Genomic DNA, 19035 nt, shown 5'->3' on the forward strand with positions numbered 1-19035 from the left:
ATAAATATTAGAGAAAATTAATTGAAAGTTAAAAAAAGAAAGTAATAAGTAAACAAAGGCTCAATTGTAAACATGTATTGGGAACGCTATAATGGAAATAAGGACAGGAGGTGTGAACAATGCGTATTGGTGAGCAGATAAAAAATTATCGAAAAACTGCGGGATTAACACAAGAACAGGTGGCAAATTATCTGGGTGTTTCTACTCCAGCGGTAAATAAATGGGAAAAGGGAAATACATATCCCGATATCTCATTACTTCCAGCTTTGGCACGACTATTGAAAATTGATATGAATGAATTGTTTTCGTTTCATGAAGAATTGACAGAAAAAGAGATTGGACAATTTGTGAATGAACTTTCGGAAGTTTCATTGGACAGCTTTACAGAGGCTTTCGAGATGGCATCTCGTAAAATACAGGAGTATCCTCATTGCGACTTATTAATATATACGATTGCAACCGTTCTGAACGGATCTTTGACTTTGTCAGATCTTAATGACGAAGAACGAATGGAATATAATACAGCTATTATTGAGTGGCTGGAACGAACAGCAGATAGTCAGGATGAAAGAGTGAGAAATTCAAGCGTTTTTATACTTGCAACAAAATATGTCCAAATGGAGAAATATGAAGAAGCAAATGTCCTTTTGAAAAAAATTCCTGATACTGTAATTGATGCAACGATTATGAAAACAAGTGTATTAGCACATCAGGAAGGAACAGATACTGCTGCATTATTCTTAGAAGGGAAATTGCTACAGGCAGTTATCAATATCCAAAGCTACTTGTATAAGTTAATAGAAATGGAAGAAGAGACAGGAAATCATGATAAAGCAGAGAAAATTGCTGAGATTACAGATCACATGATATCATTGTTTGGACTATGGAATTATGGCAACACAGTTCCATATCTGCTGATTGCTGGATATCGAAAAGATGTAGAAAAATGTATCCAGTTAATTAAGCGATTATTAAGTGAATCACAGAAGCCTTGGAATATGACACAATCCCCTTTGTATTACAGGTATGAAGATACTGCACAGGGAAAAGCTTTTTCGGGACTTGGAAAAAATTTTGTTCGTGAATTGTATTCGGAAATTGAAAATAAGAAAGAGTATGAATTCTTGAGGGGGAATAAGGAACTCGAATCAATTTTTGAGGAACACTTGAAATAGGTTGTAAAAATGTATGGAAATAGATGTAGTTGAGAAAGAAGAAAATTTTTGACATTTCCACAGATGCGTGCTAATATGATTATAGAAAAAGAGTGCTACCGATAGACGGTTAGTCCGTTTTACTATTTAGAATATCATCAAAGATAACCGCTTAGTTTACCAGACCAAGGCGGTTATTTTTGTGGTTTATGATTATCTTTGCCTAATGTATATCCGATACTAAAGCAGGTTAAGCCGAAGCTCACTACTGCTATGAAGTCAACAATACTCATTGGCTTAGCCCTCCTTTTCACTGGATTCCCTTTCGGGTTTCTATGTAATCAGAGGGTCACAGTCCCTCTGGAGAAGGACTAACCGCCTACCGTTATGGCAGCACCCATGTTTCGATTATAACAGTTAAAAACTACCGGTGCAATATAAAGTTGGTAGAGAAGTATCTGGTAGCTACAGAAGAGAATTAGTTTGAGTATTCTCCGGTGCCAAAACGGTGCCAAGAAATCAGGCAAATGAAAATAAATAGTGCAAATCAGCCGTTTTTCACTGTATTTTGGAGAAAAAACCATAAAAAATATAAGGAAAAACGGGATTAAAGTATCGTGAAGGTGGACGTACTGTAGGATCAGGACGTGTTGCTACAGTTATCGAGTAATCGTTAATTAGTATAACATCCTAATTTAATATATATTGAGTACCGCAAGGTACATTGTGTCCAAACGTAAGATACCCCGGAACCGTAAGGTTTCCGGGGTTTTTCTGTTGAGTGGAAAGTAAAATCACCTATGAGTTTTCAAGATAAAAGTAAGCAGAAAATTAATCAGTAAGACGAAGTACAAACAAACTAAAAACCGAAAATCAGACCAGTGGTGCCAAAACGGTGCCAAAAAGAAACTCCTGCGAATGTTTGCTATTCACAGGAGTAATTTTTTACCAGCCTTTGATCTGTTTGATCTGCTCAGCACGTTCCGGATCACGATGATATTGTAGCTTCAAACGGATAGTTTCCACAACTTCCTGTCTGGCTTCATTATCAAGCTGATAGAATGATGTAAGCAGATTATCTACATCAGGCATGGTAAATACGGAATGTTGCGGAAACAGTTCCTGAAAGAGCATAGACCGGCACGATACCAGTATTTATTGATGACTGGGGAGCTGACGGCACATCTGAACCGAGTCGATCAGGAGGCCAGAGAGTAGGTGGAAACCTTGGTAAAGCAGATTGAGGAAAAACAAGGTGTGACGGAACAACTGAAAATGCAGGATCTGATGAAATGGGTTGGATTGATAAATAATATAAAGGCATGTGCGGAGGAAATTGTGTTGAAAGAGAGCGTGTATATGTGAGCAGAAAGGGCAGTCGGAAGGCTGCTCTTTGGCAATCTAAGAATAGAGTTATGGGATAGAATATGATAAAATGTAAGAGATAAATCGGAAGTTGTAGTAAAGGAGGTTTACAATGGGGTTTTGGATTTTTATGTTGATTATGGATTTGCTTCTTCCATTTACGATGATTGGTTTTGGAAGATATTTTACGAAAAAGGCTCCAAAGGAAATAAATTCAGTATTTGGATATCGGACTTCGATGTCTATGAAGAACAAAGACACATGGGAATTTGCTCATAAATATTGTGGTAAAGTCTGGTATGTCTGTGGAATGGTTATGTTGCCGATAACAGTAATATTCATGCTTTTAGTGATTGGAAAAAATGAAGATTGTGTTGGGAGTATAGGAGGAATTATCTGTGGTGTTCAACTTATTCCTTTAATTGGGTCTATTCTCCCAACAGAAATAGCATTAAAAAAGAATTTTGATAAGAATGGAACAAGACGATAAATTCCAGTTTGTATAATTGAAAAAATGAAAAACGCATAGACAACTGTGTCTATTAGTGAAAATACGACATTTCTCGCTTTGTGTCGTGTTATTTGCAGATAACAGATTCTATATTTGATGATGAAAGGAGGAGTTGAGGTGGACCAAGTAAAAATCGGAAATTTTTTAAAAATACTTCGCAAAGAAAAAGGCATTACACAGGAGCAGTTGGCAGAAATATTAAATGTCTCTGGAAGGACTGTATCCAGATGGGAAACCGGAAACAATATGCCGGATATCAGTATTCTTGTGGATATTGCAGATTATTATGATATCAGCATTCCTGAGATTATCAGTGGAGAAAGGAAAAGCGAGATGATGAACGAAGAAGAAAGAAAAATTGCTAAAACAATGTCAGATTATGCAACTACAGAGAAAGAGAAGATTTTTAAGGAAATGAAGCTCCAAAGTGTCATGGGAGTTTGTGCATTGGTTCTATACTGGATTCTGCATGAAACAGGTGCATATATGTATAATGATGTGTTAGGAAAGCTTGCCGGCTATTGTGAGACCTTGGTATCTGTGTCAGTCATAATGATGGCAGCATTTACGACAGGATCTTTAAGCAAGGTGCGGAGCAAGAGTAGGAAAGTTTTTGTGTTCGAAAATTTCTCAAAACCTATGCAATTAGTTGTAACTGCAGTTGTTGCTTTTGGTGGAGCTGCTGTGATCAAGCTGGTACTGGTGTATTTTTTCGGCTTATAAGTATTTTCAAATTAGTATTACATACTATGGAAAAAGAACTTTTTGACATTTTCACAGATGCGTGCTAATATGATTATAGAAAAAGAGTGCTACCGATAGACGGTTAGTCCGTTTTACTATTTAGAATATCATCAAAGATAACCGCTTAGTTTACCAGACCAAGGCGGTTATTTTTGTGGTTTATGATTATCTTTGCCTAATGTATATCCGATACTAAAGCAGGTTAAGCCGAAGCTCACTACTGCTATGAAGTCAACAATACTCATTGGCTTAGTCCTTCTTTCTATTGGATTCCTTTACAGGTTTCTATGTAATCAGAAGGTCACAGGTCTACACTCCGTTCGGTCGTTGCTAAACGAGTGCCAGTGGCACTCAGCAACCTCTGGAGAAGGACTAACCGCCTACCGTTATGGCAGCACCCATGTTTCGATTGTAACAATTAAAAATTGCAGATGAAAAACAGTGAGAATGTAAGATAGTTTTTTGCATATCAGAAGAATTTAACAGCTTTACAGGAGAGTACGGTATGAAACAGAAGATCAGTGGTTTTATATTAGCATTTATATTATTGATATGTATAGCAGTTCCAGCTGCGGCAGCAACGCAGGGATACAAATTTGGGCAGAAAACAGTGTCTTTGCAGGTTGGAAAAAGCAAAAGTCTTATTGCCTATAATAATGGAAGGAAAGTAAATCCGGGAAAAATCCGTTGGAAAAGCAGCAATCCGAACAAAGTATCTGTAACAAAAGGTACTCTTACTGCAAAAAACTGGGGCACTGTCAGGATTTCCGCTGTTTACGGCGGAAAAACCATTTACTGTACCGTGTATGCATATAATAAAAATGCCCGTACGAATTTTAAAGGATATAAAGCATCTTCAGCAAAAATAAAAGTCAGAAGTAAGCTGCAGCTGAAACCTGAGCTCAGGGGAAAAACAACGATATATAAAACATCAGATCCTAAAATAGCAGTAATTTCATCTAATGGAATTTTAACTGCAAAAACACCAGGAACTGTAAATATAACCTGCGTATCTTTGGGAAAATACAGATATACAGCATCGCTGAAAGTTACAGTTGTGGCGGAACTGAAATACATAAAAACAGCAGATACGCCTCTTAATGGCAGCACCGGAACTATTTTGCACAGAGGATTAAGCCTGGAGGCACCGGAGAATTCCCTCCCTGCTTTTGAACTTGCCGGGCAAAAAGGCGCGCAGTATATAGAGACGGATGTGCGGCAGCTGAAAGATGGAACTTTCGTGATTTTTCATGACGGAAATCTTCAGCGCATGTGCGGGGTGAATAAGAAAATAGAGGATCTTACATATCAGAAAGTAAAAAAATATCCTATTATTACCGGAACCAATGCTTCTGCATACAAAAATAACACCATCCCCACACTGAAACAGTATCTGGCTTGCTGTAATAAATACTCTGTAGTACCAGTGATCGAGATCAAATCACAGCTGAACAGTGAAAGTGTAGCTAAATTTAACCAAATCATAAAAATGTCAAAAAAGAGCCCTGTGGTGATTTCATTTAAGGAAGAACCATTAAAGATGCTCCGGCAGATCAACAAAACCGTAAGCATACAGTGGATTCTACGGGATCGGATCACAAAAGCAGCATTGGATGAATGCAGCCGATATAAATTTGACGTAAGTGCACAGTACCGGTGCACAAACAGATCCATTATTAAAAGAGCTCATTCCAGAAATATCCGTGTTGCATTGTGGCTTTTTACAGATTCTAAAGTGGCAGACTGCTACAGGAACTGGGGTGTGGATTATATTACGTGTGAGAGGATCATGTGATTTTATGGCAAAGAAAAAGAATGCTTTATCACACACAAAATGGATTATCAGGGAATCCTTGTCCACGATTACGATGTTACCTTTTATAATTATGGTGCAGATTACCAGGAATGCTTTGCCCATGTGCTGCGTTACCTGAAAGACAGTATAGATAATAAGCCGGATCAGGAGAAGATTCCCGGATTTGAAAAAAATATCAGGCTATGCTGGAAACAGGAGTAGGCCGTAGGAGCAGATGAAGCTTGAAATGTAAATGGAGTACAAACAGATGAAAAATCTGGCACAGTAAAAATGAAGGCCGTATAGCAGACGAGGTTAAGGAGAACTTATGAAGAAAAGAGTAAAAATTTAGTGGTTTGTTTACGCACTGGTATTTGCATTATTTCTGTATATCGGGTATAAAGTACCCTATTGTCATGATGAGTGGAGGTGGGGGACGGACGCCCGTTTTCAACTTATGAAAAGAGGGTTTACTGGTTATAATGGACGATATCTTGGCAACCTTCTGGCAGTTCTGATCACAAGAAGTGTAATAGCGAAGACATTGGTAATTGCTGTCGGAGTAGTATGGCTTTTTCATGTAATGTATAAAAATATATATTTCAAAGAAGAGAAAAAGACAAAAGAAGATCTGTTTTTATTATTAAGCTGTGCTTTTCTGATTTTGTCTCTTCCGGCAACCTTATTCCAGCAGAGTTATGGATGGCCGGCAGCATTTGTAAATTTTTTTCCACCGGTATTTCTGTTCAGCTGTTCAGTGAACATGTTACGATATTTGTGCTTTTGTATGCAGTGTGGGTGGCAGTTTATACACTGGTCAGGTATCGAAAACTTCCGGTTATACAGGTGAATTTCCTCTGGTCATCAATACTTGGAGCATATTTTATGTTTTCAAATGGAGGTTACACAAAAGCAGCAACAGGTACCGGATATAAAAAGATATCATTTAACGGAATGCCAGAACAGTTTATCAGTAAGATCTGGTATCATTTGTTGATCAATAACTGGGTTTTGAATGTGATTCTTGCAGGAATTCTTTTATTTTTGATCATAAAAAGAGGAAAAAAGAATTTCCTGACTGCAGAGATGTCCGTAGTATTTTGCGGATTTAGTGTATACAGTGTTTTTCATAAAGTATATCCGCAGTGGGTGTTTGACAGTAATGAAATGCTGAATAACGGGATCAATACGATACTTGCGATTCTGTTTTTTGTAAATGTGCTTCTGTGTATCTGGAATGTAGTGGATAAAAACGAGCGGATTTCCATGTGTATTAGCTGTTATATATAAGAATATTTTTGGCGATTGGTCAGGTGAACGATTACAGATCGCAGCTGATCCAGGCCGGAATAGAGCAGAACCAGAAAGAAATCGTGCTTCCGATCCTTCCTTATTCGGAATATTGCTGGCAAACTGTACCACCTACAGAAGAATGGGAAAAAGATTTCAAAGATTTTTATCATATCCCGCAGGATGTGACTTTAAGATTCGAATAATAAAATGCCCCGGGCCATTGGTTCCGGGGTATTTTTACGAAAAATATTCATAAAATTTCTGTTTTATGGATTCAAGAAATACCAGAATTCATGCCCCTGGCATACGATATATCTTTCCAGCCATTCATTAAAAGGGATATTAAAACGATCAGTATCTGGAGCTGGATAGCATAGGTAATCGTCTCTGCCTTCCTCTCCGCAAAAAAGTTCCATGCCATTTGAGCAGGATAAAAAAGCTTTGTATGAAGCAGGAAGTTTCATATTGGGAAAATATTTTTCAAACAGCTGAAATTCTTCAGGTGTTACAGGAGGGTTAAATTTATGAGTTACTTTTATAGGTTCATCGCCTAAATGCCACTGATAGACCCATCCATTATTTTCCATTTCATATTTTAGATTGTTGAAAATTCTGTAGATTGCACGGATGTCTTCCATTACATATATGCTCCTTGATCGATGTGATATTGTAAAGATTAATATGTCTGCTTTACTTGCTAACGGAGAGTAATTATAGCATGCTTAAAAGTTTTTACAATGATTTTTTATGCAGAATTTACCAAAACCCTCTCGACTTTACACCACGTTAATGCTATACTTATACAGTTGTTTAACGTTTTAAAGCGAAAAATAAAAGTGAAAATACAGGAAAGAAGATAGAAAATGAAGATCGTTGTATGTATGAAGCAGGTACCGGCAACCTCCAAGGTTGATATCGATCCGGAAACAGGTGCCATGAAACGAATGTCCGGTGAGACAAGAACTAATCCATATGATCTGTTTGCACTGGAAACAGCTCTTTCGATCAGGGAAAAAACAGGCGGAACTGTAACAGTTCTGACCATGGGACCATCTCAGGCAGAAGAGATGATCCGGGATGCCTATACTATGGGAGCTGATGAAGGTGTGATCCTTTCAGACCGAAAATTTGCGGGAGCGGATGTTCTGGCAACCTCCTATGCACTGGCACAGGGAATCCAGGTGATCGGCGGTGCAGATCTGATCATCTGCGGAAGACAGACCACAGATGGAGATACAGCCCAGGTTGGACCGGCCATTGCAGAGCATTTAACCATTCCACATGCTGCATGGGTAGCAGAGATTATGGATGTCAATGAAAAAAGCATTCAGGTTCGTCAGAATCTGGTCAGTGTTTCCCAGGTTTCCGAGATTCCGTATCCATGTCTTTTAACCATTGACAAGGATACCTGCGTGCCACGTCTGCCGTCCTACTTATTAAAGAGAGCAACTGCCGACCGTCCGGTACGGATCTTAAGCTTTGAAGATATGCCGGATCAGGACCTGAGCCGTTACGGACTGATCGGTTCCCCCACCTCTGTGGAAAAAATGTTTGCACCGGAGGAAAGCGAAAAACAGGTTTATCTGGAAGGAACTGCAAAGGAAAAAGCAAATAAGCTTGTGGCTATTCTGACAGGAAAGAAAATCATATAGGGGGAAGAGGAAGATGGAATTTTTAAAATTTGACGCAGATAAATGTATTCTTTGCGGCATCTGTGTAGAGAAATGTCCTTTCGGAGCTCTTGCCATAGAAGGAAAAGGAATTGTTGTAGGCGATGCCTGTCGTATGTGCGGACTTTGTGTTCGTAACTGCCCGGAAAAGGCGATCCGGTTTGAGCAGAGGGCGAAATCCTTTGACAAGGATAAATGGAAAAACTTTCTTATTTATGTGGAGCAGGAGAGAGGTGAGATCCATCCGGTTACCTTTGAGCTGATCGGGGAAGCCAGAAAGATGGCTGTCAAAGTCGGTTATCAGGTTAACTGTGTGATCGTCGGAGGCAGAGGAACAAAGGAAAATGCGGAAAAGCTGCTTCCATATGGCGTGGACAATGTGTACGTATATGAGCATGAAGGTTTTGAGGGCTTCCGTGCAGACTGCTACACAGATGCAGTTGCAGACTGTATCGCAGCAAACAAGCCAAGTTCTGTGCTGATCGGAGCTACTGCGCTGGGACGTTCCCTTGCGCCGAGGCTTTCCACCAGATTCCATACGGGACTGACTGCAGACTGTACCACACTGGATATCCGTTCCAACACCGATATGATCCAGATCAGACCGGCTTTTGGCGGAAACATCATGGCTCAGATCGGGATCACCAAATCAAGACCACAGTTTGCCACTGTCCGTTATAAGGTTATGGACAAGGCAGAAAAGGTAAAAAATCCTCACGGTCAGGTGGTCGTATGTCCGGTAAATGAAAAAATGGCAGATTCCAGGATCAAAATTCTTTCATCAAGGGTTATTGATAAGGTAAAGAGCCTGGAGGAAGAGGATGTTCTGGTAGTAGCAGGCCGTGGTGTCCGGAATGAAAAGGATGTGGAAATGTGCCGTGAACTGGCAGAGGTTCTTGGCGGACAGCTTGCCTTCACCCGTCCTATGGTAGAAAACGGATTCGGAGATGTTGCACATCAGATCGGACTTTCCGGAAGAACTGTCCGTCCGAAGCTGATCATCACCTGCGGTGTATCCGGTGCCATCCAGTTTACCTCCTGCATGACAGGATCTGACTGTATCGTAGCGATCAACAATGATCCGGAAGCACAGATCTTTAATGTTGCAGATTACTGCATTGTGGACGATTTGTACCAGGTTGTACCGGAGCTGACAGAACTGATAAAGAATCGGAAGGAGGATTAAGTCATGGCATATCCCTACAAAAAAATGACTTCAGAAGATTTTGACTACATCCGTTCTGTGACTGCTTCAGATCGTGTATGGGTCGGCGACGATATCGCAAAAGAATATTATCGTGATGAGATGCCGGAGTACGGAGTTTTTCCTCCGGAGCTTTATGTGGAGGTTTTAAATAAAGAAGAGATTTCTGCCATCATGGCTTACGCATATAAAGAAAATATTCCGGTGGTATGCCGTGGTGCAGGAACCGGACTTGCAGGTGGAGCAACCTGCAAATATGGCGGTATCATGCTGTCTGTGATGCGCATGAACAAGATCTTTCCGATCGACAGAAAGAACCAGACCATCACAGCTGAGCCGGGAGCACTGCTCATTGATATCCAGGCGGCGGCAGCGGCAGGTGGACTTTTTTACCCGCCTGATCCAGGGGAAAAAACAGCTTCCATCGGCGGTAATGTTATCACAAATGCCGGAGGTATGAAGGCAGTACGATATGGACTGACCAGAGATTTTGTCCGCTGTATCGAGGCAGTTATGCCGGATGGTTCCATCATGAATTTTTCATCCAACGTTGTGAAGAACACAACAGGATATGATGTAAAAGATCTGGTGATCGGCTCAGAGGGAACCTTATGTATCCTGACTCAGGTAACGCTGAAGCTTCTTCCCGCACCGACCTGCACCTGTACCCTTGTAATGCCGTTCAGGAGTCTTGAGGAATGTGCAGACATGGTCCCGAAGGTTCTGGAGCTGCCGTTTGTGCCAACAGCCATCGAGTTTCTGGAAAGAGAACTGATCGATATCGTAGAACGTAATCTGAACAAAATGTTCCCGGTAAAACAAGGCGAAGCAGTTCTGATCGTTATGTATGATGCTTCCAGCAAACAGGAGCTGGACAGTGCAGTAGAGGCAGCAGCAGAAGCGGCCCTTGCAAACGGAGCTCTGGACTGCTGTATTGCAGGAACGCCGGAACGTGCCGGAGCTGTATGGAGTGTCCGTGGCGGAATCCTGGAAGGTATGAAAGCAGATTCTGTAGCACAGGAAGAATGTGACGTAGTTGTTCCGCGTGCAAGAATCGCCGAGTATGTAAAAGCAGCCAAAAAGATCGCAAGTGCACATGGCATCCGTGTAGAGCCCTGCGGTCATTGCGGAGATGGAAACATCCACACAGAGATGCTCCGTGGACCGGAAATGAGTGACCAGGAGTGGAAGGAAGCCACTCACGCAAGTCTGGTAGAGCTGTATGCACTGTCCAAGGAACTGGGCGGACAGCTTTCCGGTGAGCATGGCATCGGAAACGGACGTCTGGAATTTCTGGAAGAATTTGCGGGACCGAGAATGATCGCTCTTTATAAAGCCATCAAGCTGTCATTCGATGATAAACTGATCCTGAATCCGGGAAAAGTCATCGAATATAATAAATAAAAAATGGGGGAAAGAGAGATGAGTCAGAATAAATCATTACAAAGCAAAATGCCTCTGGCCATGGGACTTGCGTTCGTAGCATTTACCACACAGTTCGGAGGCGGATTCGCATCAGGAGCGCAGATCTATCAGTACTTTATCAACTACGGTATCTGGTGTCTGATCCTGCCGGCAGTGACACAGGGATTGTATGCACTGTTTTTCTGGTATGGAATGCGCTATGCTTATAAACACAAAACCTACGATTACAGAAGCTTTTCCGACAGTCTTTACGGAAAAACGAAACCGGTTATGTCCAATCTCTATGAGATCTGTTACCTGATCATGATCGGAACTGCATCTGCAGCAGCCTTTGCAACCGGCGGTTCCACACTGCAGACATTGTTTGGGATACCATACTGGTTCTGTACACTGATCATTGCAGCATTTATCTTTGTGATCGCACTTTTCGGAACCAATGTTGTAAGAAAATGTGCTTCTACCTTAAGTGTGCTGATCATCATCGGTCTTGTACTGGTACTTGTTCCGAATATCATTGCACAGTGGGGAGATATCACAGCTTCCATCCATACTATGTCCTCCGGAGAAATGACTGTACTTTCCTCCGAGAGCGGAGCCTTTGGACCGGCTCTCTATTCAGCAGTCCTTTATTTCTTCTTCCAGCTGGCATCTGTTTCTGTTATGTACCAGCACATGGAGGATGTAACGGACGAAAAACAGATCAACAAAGCAGCGATCTGGATGTTTGTATGCAACTTCTGTGCAATGGAGCTTTCCATTCTGGGACTTCTTGCCATTGCATATGTAGGTGAGCTTGCATCTGCATCTGTACCGATGCTTGTACTTGTTCAGAATGGCGTAGGTTCCGGTATCCTGACACCGGTCATTTCTCTGCTGATCATCCTTGGAGCGATCTCCACGGCAGTAAATATGATCTCCGGTATTGTGACACGTTGTGTAAACGCAGTGGAGCGCCGTATGGACAGCCCGGCAAAAAAAGCTCAGGGACATCTTGGAAGAAACGCAGTTTTCACAGCAATTTTTACATTCCTGGCATTTGCTATTGCACAGTTCGGTCTGATGACAGTTGTAAAAAAAGGTTACGCTTACCTTGGATATGCGGCGTTTATTACATTGTTTGTACCGTTTGTTGTACATGCCGTTGCGACAAAGGGAAAAGAAATCTGAGCCGGACAGTATAAAGTTTTATCAGAAGCTGAAAAAAGGGGATGTAAAAAAACTCAATCGAGTTTTTTTACATCCCCTTCGTTTGCGATAAAAGAAATGCCGGAATAAAAATAACGGCAAAATTTTGAAAGATTTTCTGTAATGTTTTTGAACTAGGATCGTCTTATAAGTGAGAAGGGAGGAAAGAAGAAAGCCAATGAACATAGAAGAACTTTACCGGACATATTTTGATATTGTATATTGGTATATCTGTTCTGTCTCACAGAATGGACCGCTGGCTGAGGAAGTGACTCAGGAGACGTTTTTTAAGGCACTGAAAAAGATAAATCAGTTCCGTGGTGACTGTGATGTGCGGGTATGGCTCTGCCAGATCGCAAAGAATACGTTATACGACCATCTGAAAAAGCAGAAAAAGCAGCTTCCCGGAGATGAGCAGCTGGAAACAGCAGAAAGCCATGGCGGAGAAATTTTTGAAGAAAAACTGGCACAGCGAAGCCAGGCCATGGAGATCCATAAAGTTCTGCATAGCCTTTCGGAACCGTATAAAGAAGTTTTTTCCCTGCGGACATTCGGAGAGCTTAAGTTTAGTGAGATTGGAATGCTTTTTGGAAAAAGTGAAAACTGGGCGCGGGTGACTTATTACCGTGCAAGAGTAAAGATAAGAGAGGAGCTGAAATATGAAGATCACATGTGATGTAATACAGGATCTGATGCCATCTTATATAGATGGGATTTTAAGCGAAGACAGCAAGGTACTGGTGGAAGAACATATAGGAACCTGTCAGGAATGCAGAAAAATGTATGAGATCATGAAAGAGGAGCAGGGAAAAGAGCAGGACCGGATAAGATCATCTGTAGCCTCCATAACAGGAGGTGGAGCTGGTAGGACGGAAAATACTGAAAGTAATGCAAATACCGGAAGCATATCCGCACTGAAAAAAATCAGGAAAAAACTCCTGGTACGCAGAGTGCTGACAGCTGCAGTGGCAGTTATCCTGACACTCATCGCTGCGGCAGCAGGCTACAACCACTGGTATTTCAACGAAAAATACATGACCCTGGAAAATAGCGGAATGTACGTAAAAAATAACAGTTTGTATTCTTCCAATAATCTCATCAATCGAATGAAAGTACAGTACACAGAAGATGGAAAAACAGAGTTCGTCTACGCCATTGACGCGCCATATGCAGGAACTCTGGAACTGAAAGGCGATGACATGCTGCTTCAGGATTTTTCCAAAAAGACAGAGGAAGTATCACCGGAAGATGACAGCACCCCGGAAACGGTAACAGAGGTTTATTATATGAGTGAGGAGGCCGGAAAGAAGAGCCTGGAATTAACAGAGATGGAAGCAAAGGGAGATCTGGATGCAGCGGAGAAAATTGTGGATGAGATGAAACAGAAATCGAAGCTGATATGGTCGGAACAAGAGGATAGAAATACCGCATCGTCTATGTTAAAATAAAACCTGGACAGTACAGTGAAAAAGTTCTATAAAAACTCTGTGCTGTAGGCAAAAAAACAGACAGCAGTGAATTTACGTATTTACTGCCGAAGAACAGGGGGACATAAGATGTTATTTGTATGCTATCCAAAATGCAGTACCTGCAAAAAGGCTCAGAAATGGCTGGATGAGAGTGGCGCAGAATATACGTTGCGTGATATTAAGACGGACAATCCAACTGCAGAGGAACTGAAAGCCTGGTGGGAAAAAAGCGGTCTTCCGCTGAAGCGTTTCTTCAATACCAGTGGAAATATTTATAAAGAGATGAAACTGAAAGATAAACTTCCGGAAATGAGCGAGGAAGAGCAGCTTGCACTTCTTGCAACAGACGGGATGCTTGTGAAACGACCGATTCTTGTAGCGGAGGATAAAATTCTGGTGGGCGCAAAAGAAAAAGAGTGGGAAGAGTATCTGAAGCCATGAAAAAGAAACTGAATTATGTTGACATTGTCAAAGAAACGGTGATCCTGACTGTAGCAGTGGCGATCATCGCAGCAGCGGTATATTTTTTCCTGGTGCCAAGCCATACGTCGGTCAGCAGTATTTCCGGTCTTGGAATCGTGCTTTCCAACTTTGTGCCGCTGCAGCTGTCGGCTATTACCATGATTCTGAATGTGGTATTGCTGATCATTGGATTTTTTACCTGTGGAAGAGAGTTTGGAGTTAAGACGGTTTATACCAGTGTAATGCTGCCGTTGTTTCTGGGATTGTTTGAGATCATTTTTCCAAATTTCGGTTCTATGACAGATAGCCAGGAACTGGATGTTCTGTGTTATGTTCTGGTAGTGAGTGTGGGACTTAGCATTCTTTTTAACCGGAATGCATCCTCAGGCGGACTGGATATCGTAGCGAAGATCATGAATAAGTATCTCCACATGGAACTTGGAAAAGCCATGTCTCTTTCCGGTATGTGCGTGGCACTTTCTGCGGCTCTTGTCTATGATAAGAAGACGGTGGTGTTAAGTATTCTGGGAACGTATTTTAACGGGATCGTTCTGGATCATTTTATTTTTGACCATAACATCAAACGGCGTGTCTGCATTATCACGAAAAAGGAAGAGGAGCTGAGGCAGTTTATCATTCACGACCTGCACAGCGGTGCAACGATCTATGAGGCCATCGGTGCCTACAACATGGAAAAACGCCGTGAGATCATCACCATCGTAGATAAAGGTGAATATCAGAAGCTGATGAAGTTTATAAACCAGGAGGACCCGAAAGCGTTTATCACGGTTTATAATGTATCGAATATGCGGTATCAGCCGAAGAAATAAGAATATTTTGCTGGAATAAAAAACTCCCGGGACAAAACTCCCGGGAATTTTTTTGCCATATTTTACAGGAAAATATATTTCAGGACAAACAGCACTGCCAGTACATACATCAGAGCGCTGATCTTCTTTTCTTTTGCTTTACCTGTGATCAGGTTGATGGCTACGTATGTGATAACTCCCATGGAGATACCTTCGGAAATGCTGTAGAAGAACGGCATTGCGATGATACATACATAGCATGGGATCGCCTCGGACATATCACTGAAATCAATGCTAATAACATTGCTGAGCATGTACAATCCGACGATCACCAGAGCCGGAGCTGTGGCAAAGGACGGGATCGCCAGGAAGATTGGAGACAGGAACAGGGACAGGCCAAATAAGATGGCAGTTGTCACTGCGGTAAGTCCGGTTCTTCCGCCTTCGGATACACCGGAAGCACTTTCTACGAAGGTAGTGGTTGTGGATGTACCAAGAACTGCACCGGCAGTTGTTGCAACTGCATCTGCAAGAAGTGCGCCCTTGATGTTAGGAAGCTTGCCATTTTCATCCAGCATGCCTGCTTTAGAAGAGACACCAACGAGAGTTCCAAGAGTATCAAAAAGATCTACAAATAAAAATGCAAACAGGATAACAAGGAAATCCAGTGAGAAAACTCCGTCAAACTGCAGCTTCGCAAAGATCGGAGCAAGGCTCGGGATAGAGAGTCCGTTGCTGAAATCCGGGAGCAGGCTGTAGAAGCCAATCTCCGGGTTCGGAACATAAAGTCCGGCGAACTGACAGATGATTCCAAGTCCCCATGTGATCAGGATACCCCAGAGGATGTTTCCCTTTACATTCTTAACAACCAGGATACCGGTTACGATGATACCGATCAGAGCCAGGATAACGGTGATTCCCACATTGTTGAAGGAAGCCTCTACACCCTTGGCTGCGTTGTAGCCATCTACAGAGAAAAGCTGCAGCAGAGTGGAGCCGCCGATCACGATATTGGCATTCTGTAATCCTACAAATGCGATGAAAAGACCGATACCAACGCTGACTGCGGATTTCAGGTTCAGAGGGATCGCATTGAAGATCGCTTCACGTACATTGGTAAGTGAAAGAACAATAAATACGATACCTTCTGCAAAAACTGCAGTCAGTGCATACTCCCAGCTGTAGCCCATACCGATAACAACTGTATAGGCAAAGTATGCGTTCAAACCCATTCCGGGTGCCAGTGCGAACGGGTAGTTGGCGAAGATCGCCATCAGCAGCGTTCCAAGGAAGGCTGCCAGTGCGGTAGCTGTGAATACAGCTCCGGAATCCATGCCGGTTGCGGACAGGATGTTTGGGTTAACTGCCAGGATATACGCCATTGTCATGAAGGTGGTGATACCTGCCAGAACCTCTGTTTTGGCGTCCGTTTTGTTTGCGGACAGCTTGAAGATTTTTTCTAACATATTTCTTTCCCTTTCTTAAATATGTTTTTGGACAACATGTCTATTTTATCATATAAAAAATTTGTGTGCAATCGTTAATGCTTAACAGATATTGTTATGTAAGGTAATTTTTTGCAAAATACTTTTACAAGCAGGTAATTTGTGTGTAAAATACAGAAAAGAGAGTATTCGATTTACAGACGGGTTTATTTTGTGATGAAGGGAGAGTAGATAATGTCTGAGAAAAAACTTCGGAATATTACAGATGTGATCTGTTTTCTGATGATCCTAGTGTACGTGATGTATCTTGTAGCCACCTGGGGAAATCTGCCGGAGAGGGTGCCGATACATTTTAATGCGCATGGGATCCCGGACCGGTATGGGAAGAAGGGCAGCCTTCTTCTGGAGCCGATTTTGGGTCTGCTGATCCTGGCGCTTCTGATGTTCTGCCAGAGATTTCCGCAGTGGTGGAATTATCCGGTTGAGGTGACGGAGGAAAACAGAGAGCGTATTTTTGAGATCGCGTCCAAAATGATGTCTGTGATCAAGCTGTTATCCATTGGAGTATGTCTTTATGCCGGAATCAGCGGTAATCTGGGAACGGCACCTATGTGGCCGGTGTGGATACTGATCGCAGGGATTTTCGTAACATTGATCCTGGGGATCCGGGGAATATATAAGACTGATAAAGAAACTGGCATGGATGAGGATGATAAATCGTGAAGCGGTCGCGTTTGTGATCATGCAGCAGAGTGGAAGATAAATGTCCGATTTATTGTACTGAATATGGCTGGAACCAGTGAAAGTGGATCGCGAATATCCGCTTGATGAAATTATAATAAAAACAGGAAAGGAATCTCAGGAGCATATGGCAGATACAAGAACAGATGAGCTTTACAGAGCACTTCAGGACAAAGGCTATCCCGATGAACTGTGCCGGGAAATCGCCTATAAACATATGAATACCGATTACACAGCTACACGGATGCTGGGGTATTTATACAGGGTGACAAGTCCCAGAGTGGAGGATGTGATCGATGAGATGCTGGCGATTTTAAGTGACCGGGAAGCCATCATCCGGAAGAAAGAGCTGGAACACGCCCAGGCTACGATCAACAGCGTGTATCGGGAGGGTTTGTAACGGAAATCCCGGAGCTGTGCCAGTGCTGGCAGATTAGAAGCACTGCAGCAGTTCCGGGATTTTATGATTTGATCCTTGAATAAGAGATAGTCAGGATAAAATCACTGCACTTAATACAACGAGATCACTGACTGCCGATCCACGATCTCAACATCCAGGGCAGGCCGGCAGGAGGAGCTGACAGAGCCGGTGCGGATCTTTTCCAGGAGAAGACTGGTGGCAAGGAGTGCTTTCCGGGGGATGTTCTGGGAGACGGAGGTCAGCTTGGGCAGAGTGTACTGGCACAGTGTCAGGTTATCATATCCGATCACAGAGAGATCCACAGGAACGCGGTAGCCGCCCAGGCGGGCACCCTCCATAATTCCGATAGCACAGATATCCGCTGTAGTTACCGCAGCGGTAACTGGAGAGTTGCTGGATGCAATCTCACGGCCGGCCTGGATACCGCCCTCATAAGAAGGAGAGTACTCATAAACGTAATCCGGGTTAAAAGCAATATGGTTCTCCTCCAGCGCCCGTTTATAGCCATTGAAACGGCTGGTAAGAACGTGGTTGTTTTTGTAATCGGCCACAAAGGCAATGGCAGAATGACCGTGATTGATCATATATTTTGTGGAAAGGTAAAGACCCTTCTCATCATTGGAAGTGATATTGATAAGATTGGGGTGTTCCAGTTCACAGTCAAAAGTGGCGATGGGGCAGGTGGCAGAATCCATCAGCCTTGCCATGTATTCGCCGGCGGCAGGATAAAGAATGATGATTCCATCTACATTCCAGTTCTTCAGAAGGGAAATGATATCCGCATTTTTTGATACAGAGCGGATCATGGTGAAATATTCATTCTTCTGCAGTTCTTTTTCGATAGCACCGATCATAGTGCTGACATAAGGGTTCTCAAAATAGTTGGTTCCCAGGAGCACATCTTTTTCATCGAGGGAAATGATGATGCCGATGATATGGGATTTTTTATTGGATAAGCTCCGGGCATTCAGGTTGGGAACATATCCGTATTCTTCTATGATCGCATTGACCTTGTCTCTGGTTTTCTGGGAAACGCGGCTGGTTTTGCCGTTGATCACATTGGAGACGGTCATCATACTGACACCGGCCAGATCTGCGATATCTTTTAATGTCATACTACACACCTCTGTTCTTCCATAGCAGTTTCCGGGAAGGAAACTGCTGTCATACATATATATATTATATAAAAAATTCTGACACATTTCTCAGTTAAAAATAAAAATACAATGAAAAATCCAGAATTTATGTATCCTCTTATTACAGGTTTACAAGGTTTAAACACGAAATATAAATGTTCGAAAAAAACGGTTTATAAACTATATATATTATAGTCCAACATAGT

The 19035-nt window shown here is 42.2% G+C and carries 21 protein-coding genes and 1 pseudogene; 18 read left to right on the forward strand and 4 right to left on the reverse strand.

Features of this window, described 5'->3' with window-relative positions; all coding sequences use genetic code 11:
- The first annotated feature begins 119 nt into the window (after window positions 1-119).
- Window positions 120-1175, forward strand: coding sequence for a helix-turn-helix domain-containing protein (locus HFM85_RS06185; protein WP_173739179.1), 1056 nt, complete (start codon window positions 120-122; stop codon window positions 1173-1175).
- Window positions 1176-2099: 924 nt separating this feature from the next.
- Here HFM85_RS06185 and HFM85_RS06190 read toward each other — a convergent pair.
- On the reverse strand, window positions 2100-2246 hold the full coding sequence (locus HFM85_RS06190) for a hypothetical protein (protein ID WP_243873825.1): 147 nt from the start codon (window positions 2244-2246) through the stop codon (window positions 2100-2102).
- 12 nt (window positions 2247-2258) lie between these two features.
- On the opposite strand from HFM85_RS06190, the pseudogene HFM85_RS06195 reads away from it, so the two are divergent.
- The 7 genes and pseudogenes from HFM85_RS06195 (at window position 2259) to HFM85_RS06225 (ending at window position 7065) form a co-directional block, all read left to right on the forward strand.
- A pseudogene (locus HFM85_RS06195) lies at window positions 2259-2519 on the forward strand (TnpV protein).
- A gap of 112 nt (window positions 2520-2631) precedes the next feature.
- Window positions 2632-3009, forward strand: coding sequence for an SdpI family protein (locus HFM85_RS06200; RefSeq protein ID WP_173738317.1), 378 nt, complete (start codon window positions 2632-2634; stop codon window positions 3007-3009).
- Window positions 3010-3147: 138 nt separating this feature from the next.
- Entirely contained in the window at window positions 3148-3753 is a 606-nt protein-coding gene (locus HFM85_RS06205; RefSeq protein ID WP_330594754.1) for a helix-turn-helix domain-containing protein, read from the forward strand.
- A gap of 526 nt (window positions 3754-4279) precedes the next feature.
- Window positions 4280-5569 (forward strand): glycerophosphodiester phosphodiesterase family protein, encoded by a 1290-nt coding sequence (locus HFM85_RS06210; RefSeq protein ID WP_173738318.1) that lies wholly within the window; start codon window positions 4280-4282, stop codon window positions 5567-5569.
- A 39-nt stretch (window positions 5570-5608) separates the two neighbouring features.
- Window positions 5609-5791, forward strand: a complete 183-nt coding sequence (locus HFM85_RS06215; RefSeq protein ID WP_330594756.1) for a hypothetical protein — start codon at window positions 5609-5611, stop codon at window positions 5789-5791.
- Between the two features lie 663 nt (window positions 5792-6454).
- Window positions 6455-6859, forward strand: coding sequence for a hypothetical protein (locus tag HFM85_RS06220; protein ID WP_173738319.1), 405 nt, complete (start codon window positions 6455-6457; stop codon window positions 6857-6859).
- 23 nt (window positions 6860-6882) lie between these two features.
- Window positions 6883-7065 (forward strand): hypothetical protein, encoded by a 183-nt coding sequence (locus HFM85_RS06225; RefSeq protein ID WP_173738320.1) that lies wholly within the window; start codon window positions 6883-6885, stop codon window positions 7063-7065.
- A 63-nt stretch (window positions 7066-7128) separates the two neighbouring features.
- Here HFM85_RS06225 and HFM85_RS06230 read toward each other — a convergent pair whose 3' ends face one another.
- Window positions 7129-7500, reverse strand: a complete 372-nt coding sequence (locus HFM85_RS06230; protein WP_173738321.1) for an SMI1/KNR4 family protein — start codon at window positions 7498-7500, stop codon at window positions 7129-7131.
- A 225-nt stretch (window positions 7501-7725) separates the two neighbouring features.
- Here HFM85_RS06230 and HFM85_RS06235 point away from each other — a divergent pair, with 225 nt between their 5' ends.
- The 8 genes from HFM85_RS06235 to HFM85_RS06270 all read left to right on the forward strand — a co-directional run bounded on the left by HFM85_RS06235 (window position 7726) and on the right by HFM85_RS06270 (window position 15107).
- A complete protein-coding gene (locus HFM85_RS06235) occupies window positions 7726-8514 on the forward strand; it encodes an electron transfer flavoprotein subunit beta/FixA family protein (protein WP_173738322.1) in 789 nt (262 codons plus the stop codon).
- A gap of 13 nt (window positions 8515-8527) precedes the next feature.
- The gene (locus HFM85_RS06240) at window positions 8528-9718 is read left to right on the forward strand and encodes an electron transfer flavoprotein subunit alpha (RefSeq protein WP_173738323.1); all 1191 of its coding nucleotides are present in this window, start codon (window positions 8528-8530) and stop codon (window positions 9716-9718) included.
- Between the two features lie 3 nt (window positions 9719-9721).
- Window positions 9722-11140, forward strand: a complete 1419-nt coding sequence (locus HFM85_RS06245) for an FAD-binding oxidoreductase (protein WP_173738324.1) — start codon at window positions 9722-9724, stop codon at window positions 11138-11140.
- Window positions 11141-11158: 18 nt separating this feature from the next.
- Window positions 11159-12328: a YkvI family membrane protein gene (locus tag HFM85_RS06250; protein WP_173738325.1), complete on the forward strand. Its 1170-nt coding sequence runs from the start codon at window positions 11159-11161 to the stop codon at window positions 12326-12328.
- A 196-nt stretch (window positions 12329-12524) separates the two neighbouring features.
- Window positions 12525-13022, forward strand: a complete 498-nt coding sequence (locus tag HFM85_RS06255) for an RNA polymerase sigma factor (RefSeq protein ID WP_173738326.1) — start codon at window positions 12525-12527, stop codon at window positions 13020-13022.
- Window positions 13006-13794 (forward strand): zf-HC2 domain-containing protein, encoded by a 789-nt coding sequence (locus HFM85_RS06260; protein ID WP_173738327.1) that lies wholly within the window; start codon window positions 13006-13008, stop codon window positions 13792-13794. The genes HFM85_RS06255 and HFM85_RS06260 overlap by 17 nt, the downstream gene beginning before the upstream one ends.
- 108 nt (window positions 13795-13902) lie before the next feature.
- Entirely contained in the window at window positions 13903-14256 is a 354-nt protein-coding gene (locus HFM85_RS06265) for an arsenate reductase family protein (RefSeq protein ID WP_173738328.1), read from the forward strand.
- Complete coding sequence (locus HFM85_RS06270) at window positions 14253-15107, forward strand: YitT family protein (RefSeq protein ID WP_173738329.1); 855 nt, start codon at window positions 14253-14255, stop codon at window positions 15105-15107. The genes HFM85_RS06265 and HFM85_RS06270 overlap by 4 nt, the downstream gene beginning before the upstream one ends.
- Before the next feature lie 62 nt (window positions 15108-15169).
- Here the strand turns inward: HFM85_RS06270 and HFM85_RS06275 are convergent, their stop codons facing one another.
- Entirely contained in the window at window positions 15170-16552 is a 1383-nt protein-coding gene (locus HFM85_RS06275) for an NCS2 family permease (protein WP_173738330.1), read from the reverse strand.
- A gap of 213 nt (window positions 16553-16765) precedes the next feature.
- Between HFM85_RS06275 and HFM85_RS06280 the strand changes: the two genes are divergently transcribed.
- Both HFM85_RS06280 and HFM85_RS06285 read left to right on the forward strand, forming a co-directional pair.
- Window positions 16766-17254, forward strand: coding sequence for a DUF1648 domain-containing protein (locus HFM85_RS06280; RefSeq protein ID WP_173738331.1), 489 nt, complete (start codon window positions 16766-16768; stop codon window positions 17252-17254).
- Window positions 17255-17399: 145 nt separating this feature from the next.
- Complete coding sequence (locus HFM85_RS06285; RefSeq protein WP_118512776.1) at window positions 17400-17672, forward strand: hypothetical protein; 273 nt, start codon at window positions 17400-17402, stop codon at window positions 17670-17672.
- 110 nt (window positions 17673-17782) lie between these two features.
- On the opposite strand, the gene HFM85_RS06290 is transcribed toward HFM85_RS06285, so the two are convergent.
- On the reverse strand, window positions 17783-18808 hold the full coding sequence (locus HFM85_RS06290; protein ID WP_173738332.1) for a LacI family DNA-binding transcriptional regulator: 1026 nt from the start codon (window positions 18806-18808) through the stop codon (window positions 17783-17785).
- Window positions 18809-19035 lie beyond the last annotated feature (227 nt).

This window comes from Blautia schinkii, assembly GCF_013304825.1.
GTDB classification, from domain to species: Bacteria; Bacillota; Clostridia; order Lachnospirales; family Lachnospiraceae; genus Blautia_A; species Blautia_A schinkii_B.

Bases quoted from the DNA above. Each gene is read 5' to 3' on its own strand.
- HFM85_RS06230 (WP_173738321.1), bottom strand. From the start codon at position 7,500: ATGGAAGACATCCGTGCAATCTACAGAATTTTCAACAATCTAAAATAT.
- HFM85_RS06235 (WP_173738322.1), top strand. From the start codon at position 7,726: ATGAAGATCGTTGTATGTATGAAGCAGGTACCGGCAACCTCCAAGGTT.
- HFM85_RS06255 (WP_173738326.1), top strand. From the start codon at position 12,525: ATGAACATAGAAGAACTTTACCGGACATATTTTGATATTGTATATTGG.
- HFM85_RS06275 (WP_173738330.1), bottom strand. From the start codon at position 16,552: ATGTTAGAAAAAATCTTCAAGCTGTCCGCAAACAAAACGGACGCCAAA.
- HFM85_RS06220 (WP_173738319.1), top strand. From the start codon at position 6,455: ATGTTTTCAAATGGAGGTTACACAAAAGCAGCAACAGGTACCGGATAT.
- HFM85_RS06285 (WP_118512776.1), top strand. From the start codon at position 17,400: ATGGCAGATACAAGAACAGATGAGCTTTACAGAGCACTTCAGGACAAA.
- HFM85_RS06185 (WP_173739179.1), top strand. From the start codon at position 120: ATGCGTATTGGTGAGCAGATAAAAAATTATCGAAAAACTGCGGGATTA.
- HFM85_RS06270 (WP_173738329.1), top strand. From the start codon at position 14,253: ATGAAAAAGAAACTGAATTATGTTGACATTGTCAAAGAAACGGTGATC.
- HFM85_RS06240 (WP_173738323.1), top strand. From the start codon at position 8,528: ATGGAATTTTTAAAATTTGACGCAGATAAATGTATTCTTTGCGGCATC.
- HFM85_RS06245 (WP_173738324.1), top strand. From the start codon at position 9,722: ATGGCATATCCCTACAAAAAAATGACTTCAGAAGATTTTGACTACATC.
- HFM85_RS06250 (WP_173738325.1), top strand. From the start codon at position 11,159: ATGAGTCAGAATAAATCATTACAAAGCAAAATGCCTCTGGCCATGGGA.
- HFM85_RS06280 (WP_173738331.1), top strand. From the start codon at position 16,766: ATGTCTGAGAAAAAACTTCGGAATATTACAGATGTGATCTGTTTTCTG.
- HFM85_RS06290 (WP_173738332.1), bottom strand. From the start codon at position 18,808: ATGACATTAAAAGATATCGCAGATCTGGCCGGTGTCAGTATGATGACC.
- HFM85_RS06265 (WP_173738328.1), top strand. From the start codon at position 13,903: ATGTTATTTGTATGCTATCCAAAATGCAGTACCTGCAAAAAGGCTCAG.
- HFM85_RS06260 (WP_173738327.1), top strand. From the start codon at position 13,006: ATGAAGATCACATGTGATGTAATACAGGATCTGATGCCATCTTATATA.
- HFM85_RS06190 (WP_243873825.1), bottom strand. From the start codon at position 2,246: ATGCCTGATGTAGATAATCTGCTTACATCATTCTATCAGCTTGATAAT.
- HFM85_RS06210 (WP_173738318.1), top strand. From the start codon at position 4,280: ATGAAACAGAAGATCAGTGGTTTTATATTAGCATTTATATTATTGATA.
- HFM85_RS06215 (WP_330594756.1), top strand. From the start codon at position 5,609: ATGGATTATCAGGGAATCCTTGTCCACGATTACGATGTTACCTTTTAT.
- HFM85_RS06200 (WP_173738317.1), top strand. From the start codon at position 2,632: ATGGGGTTTTGGATTTTTATGTTGATTATGGATTTGCTTCTTCCATTT.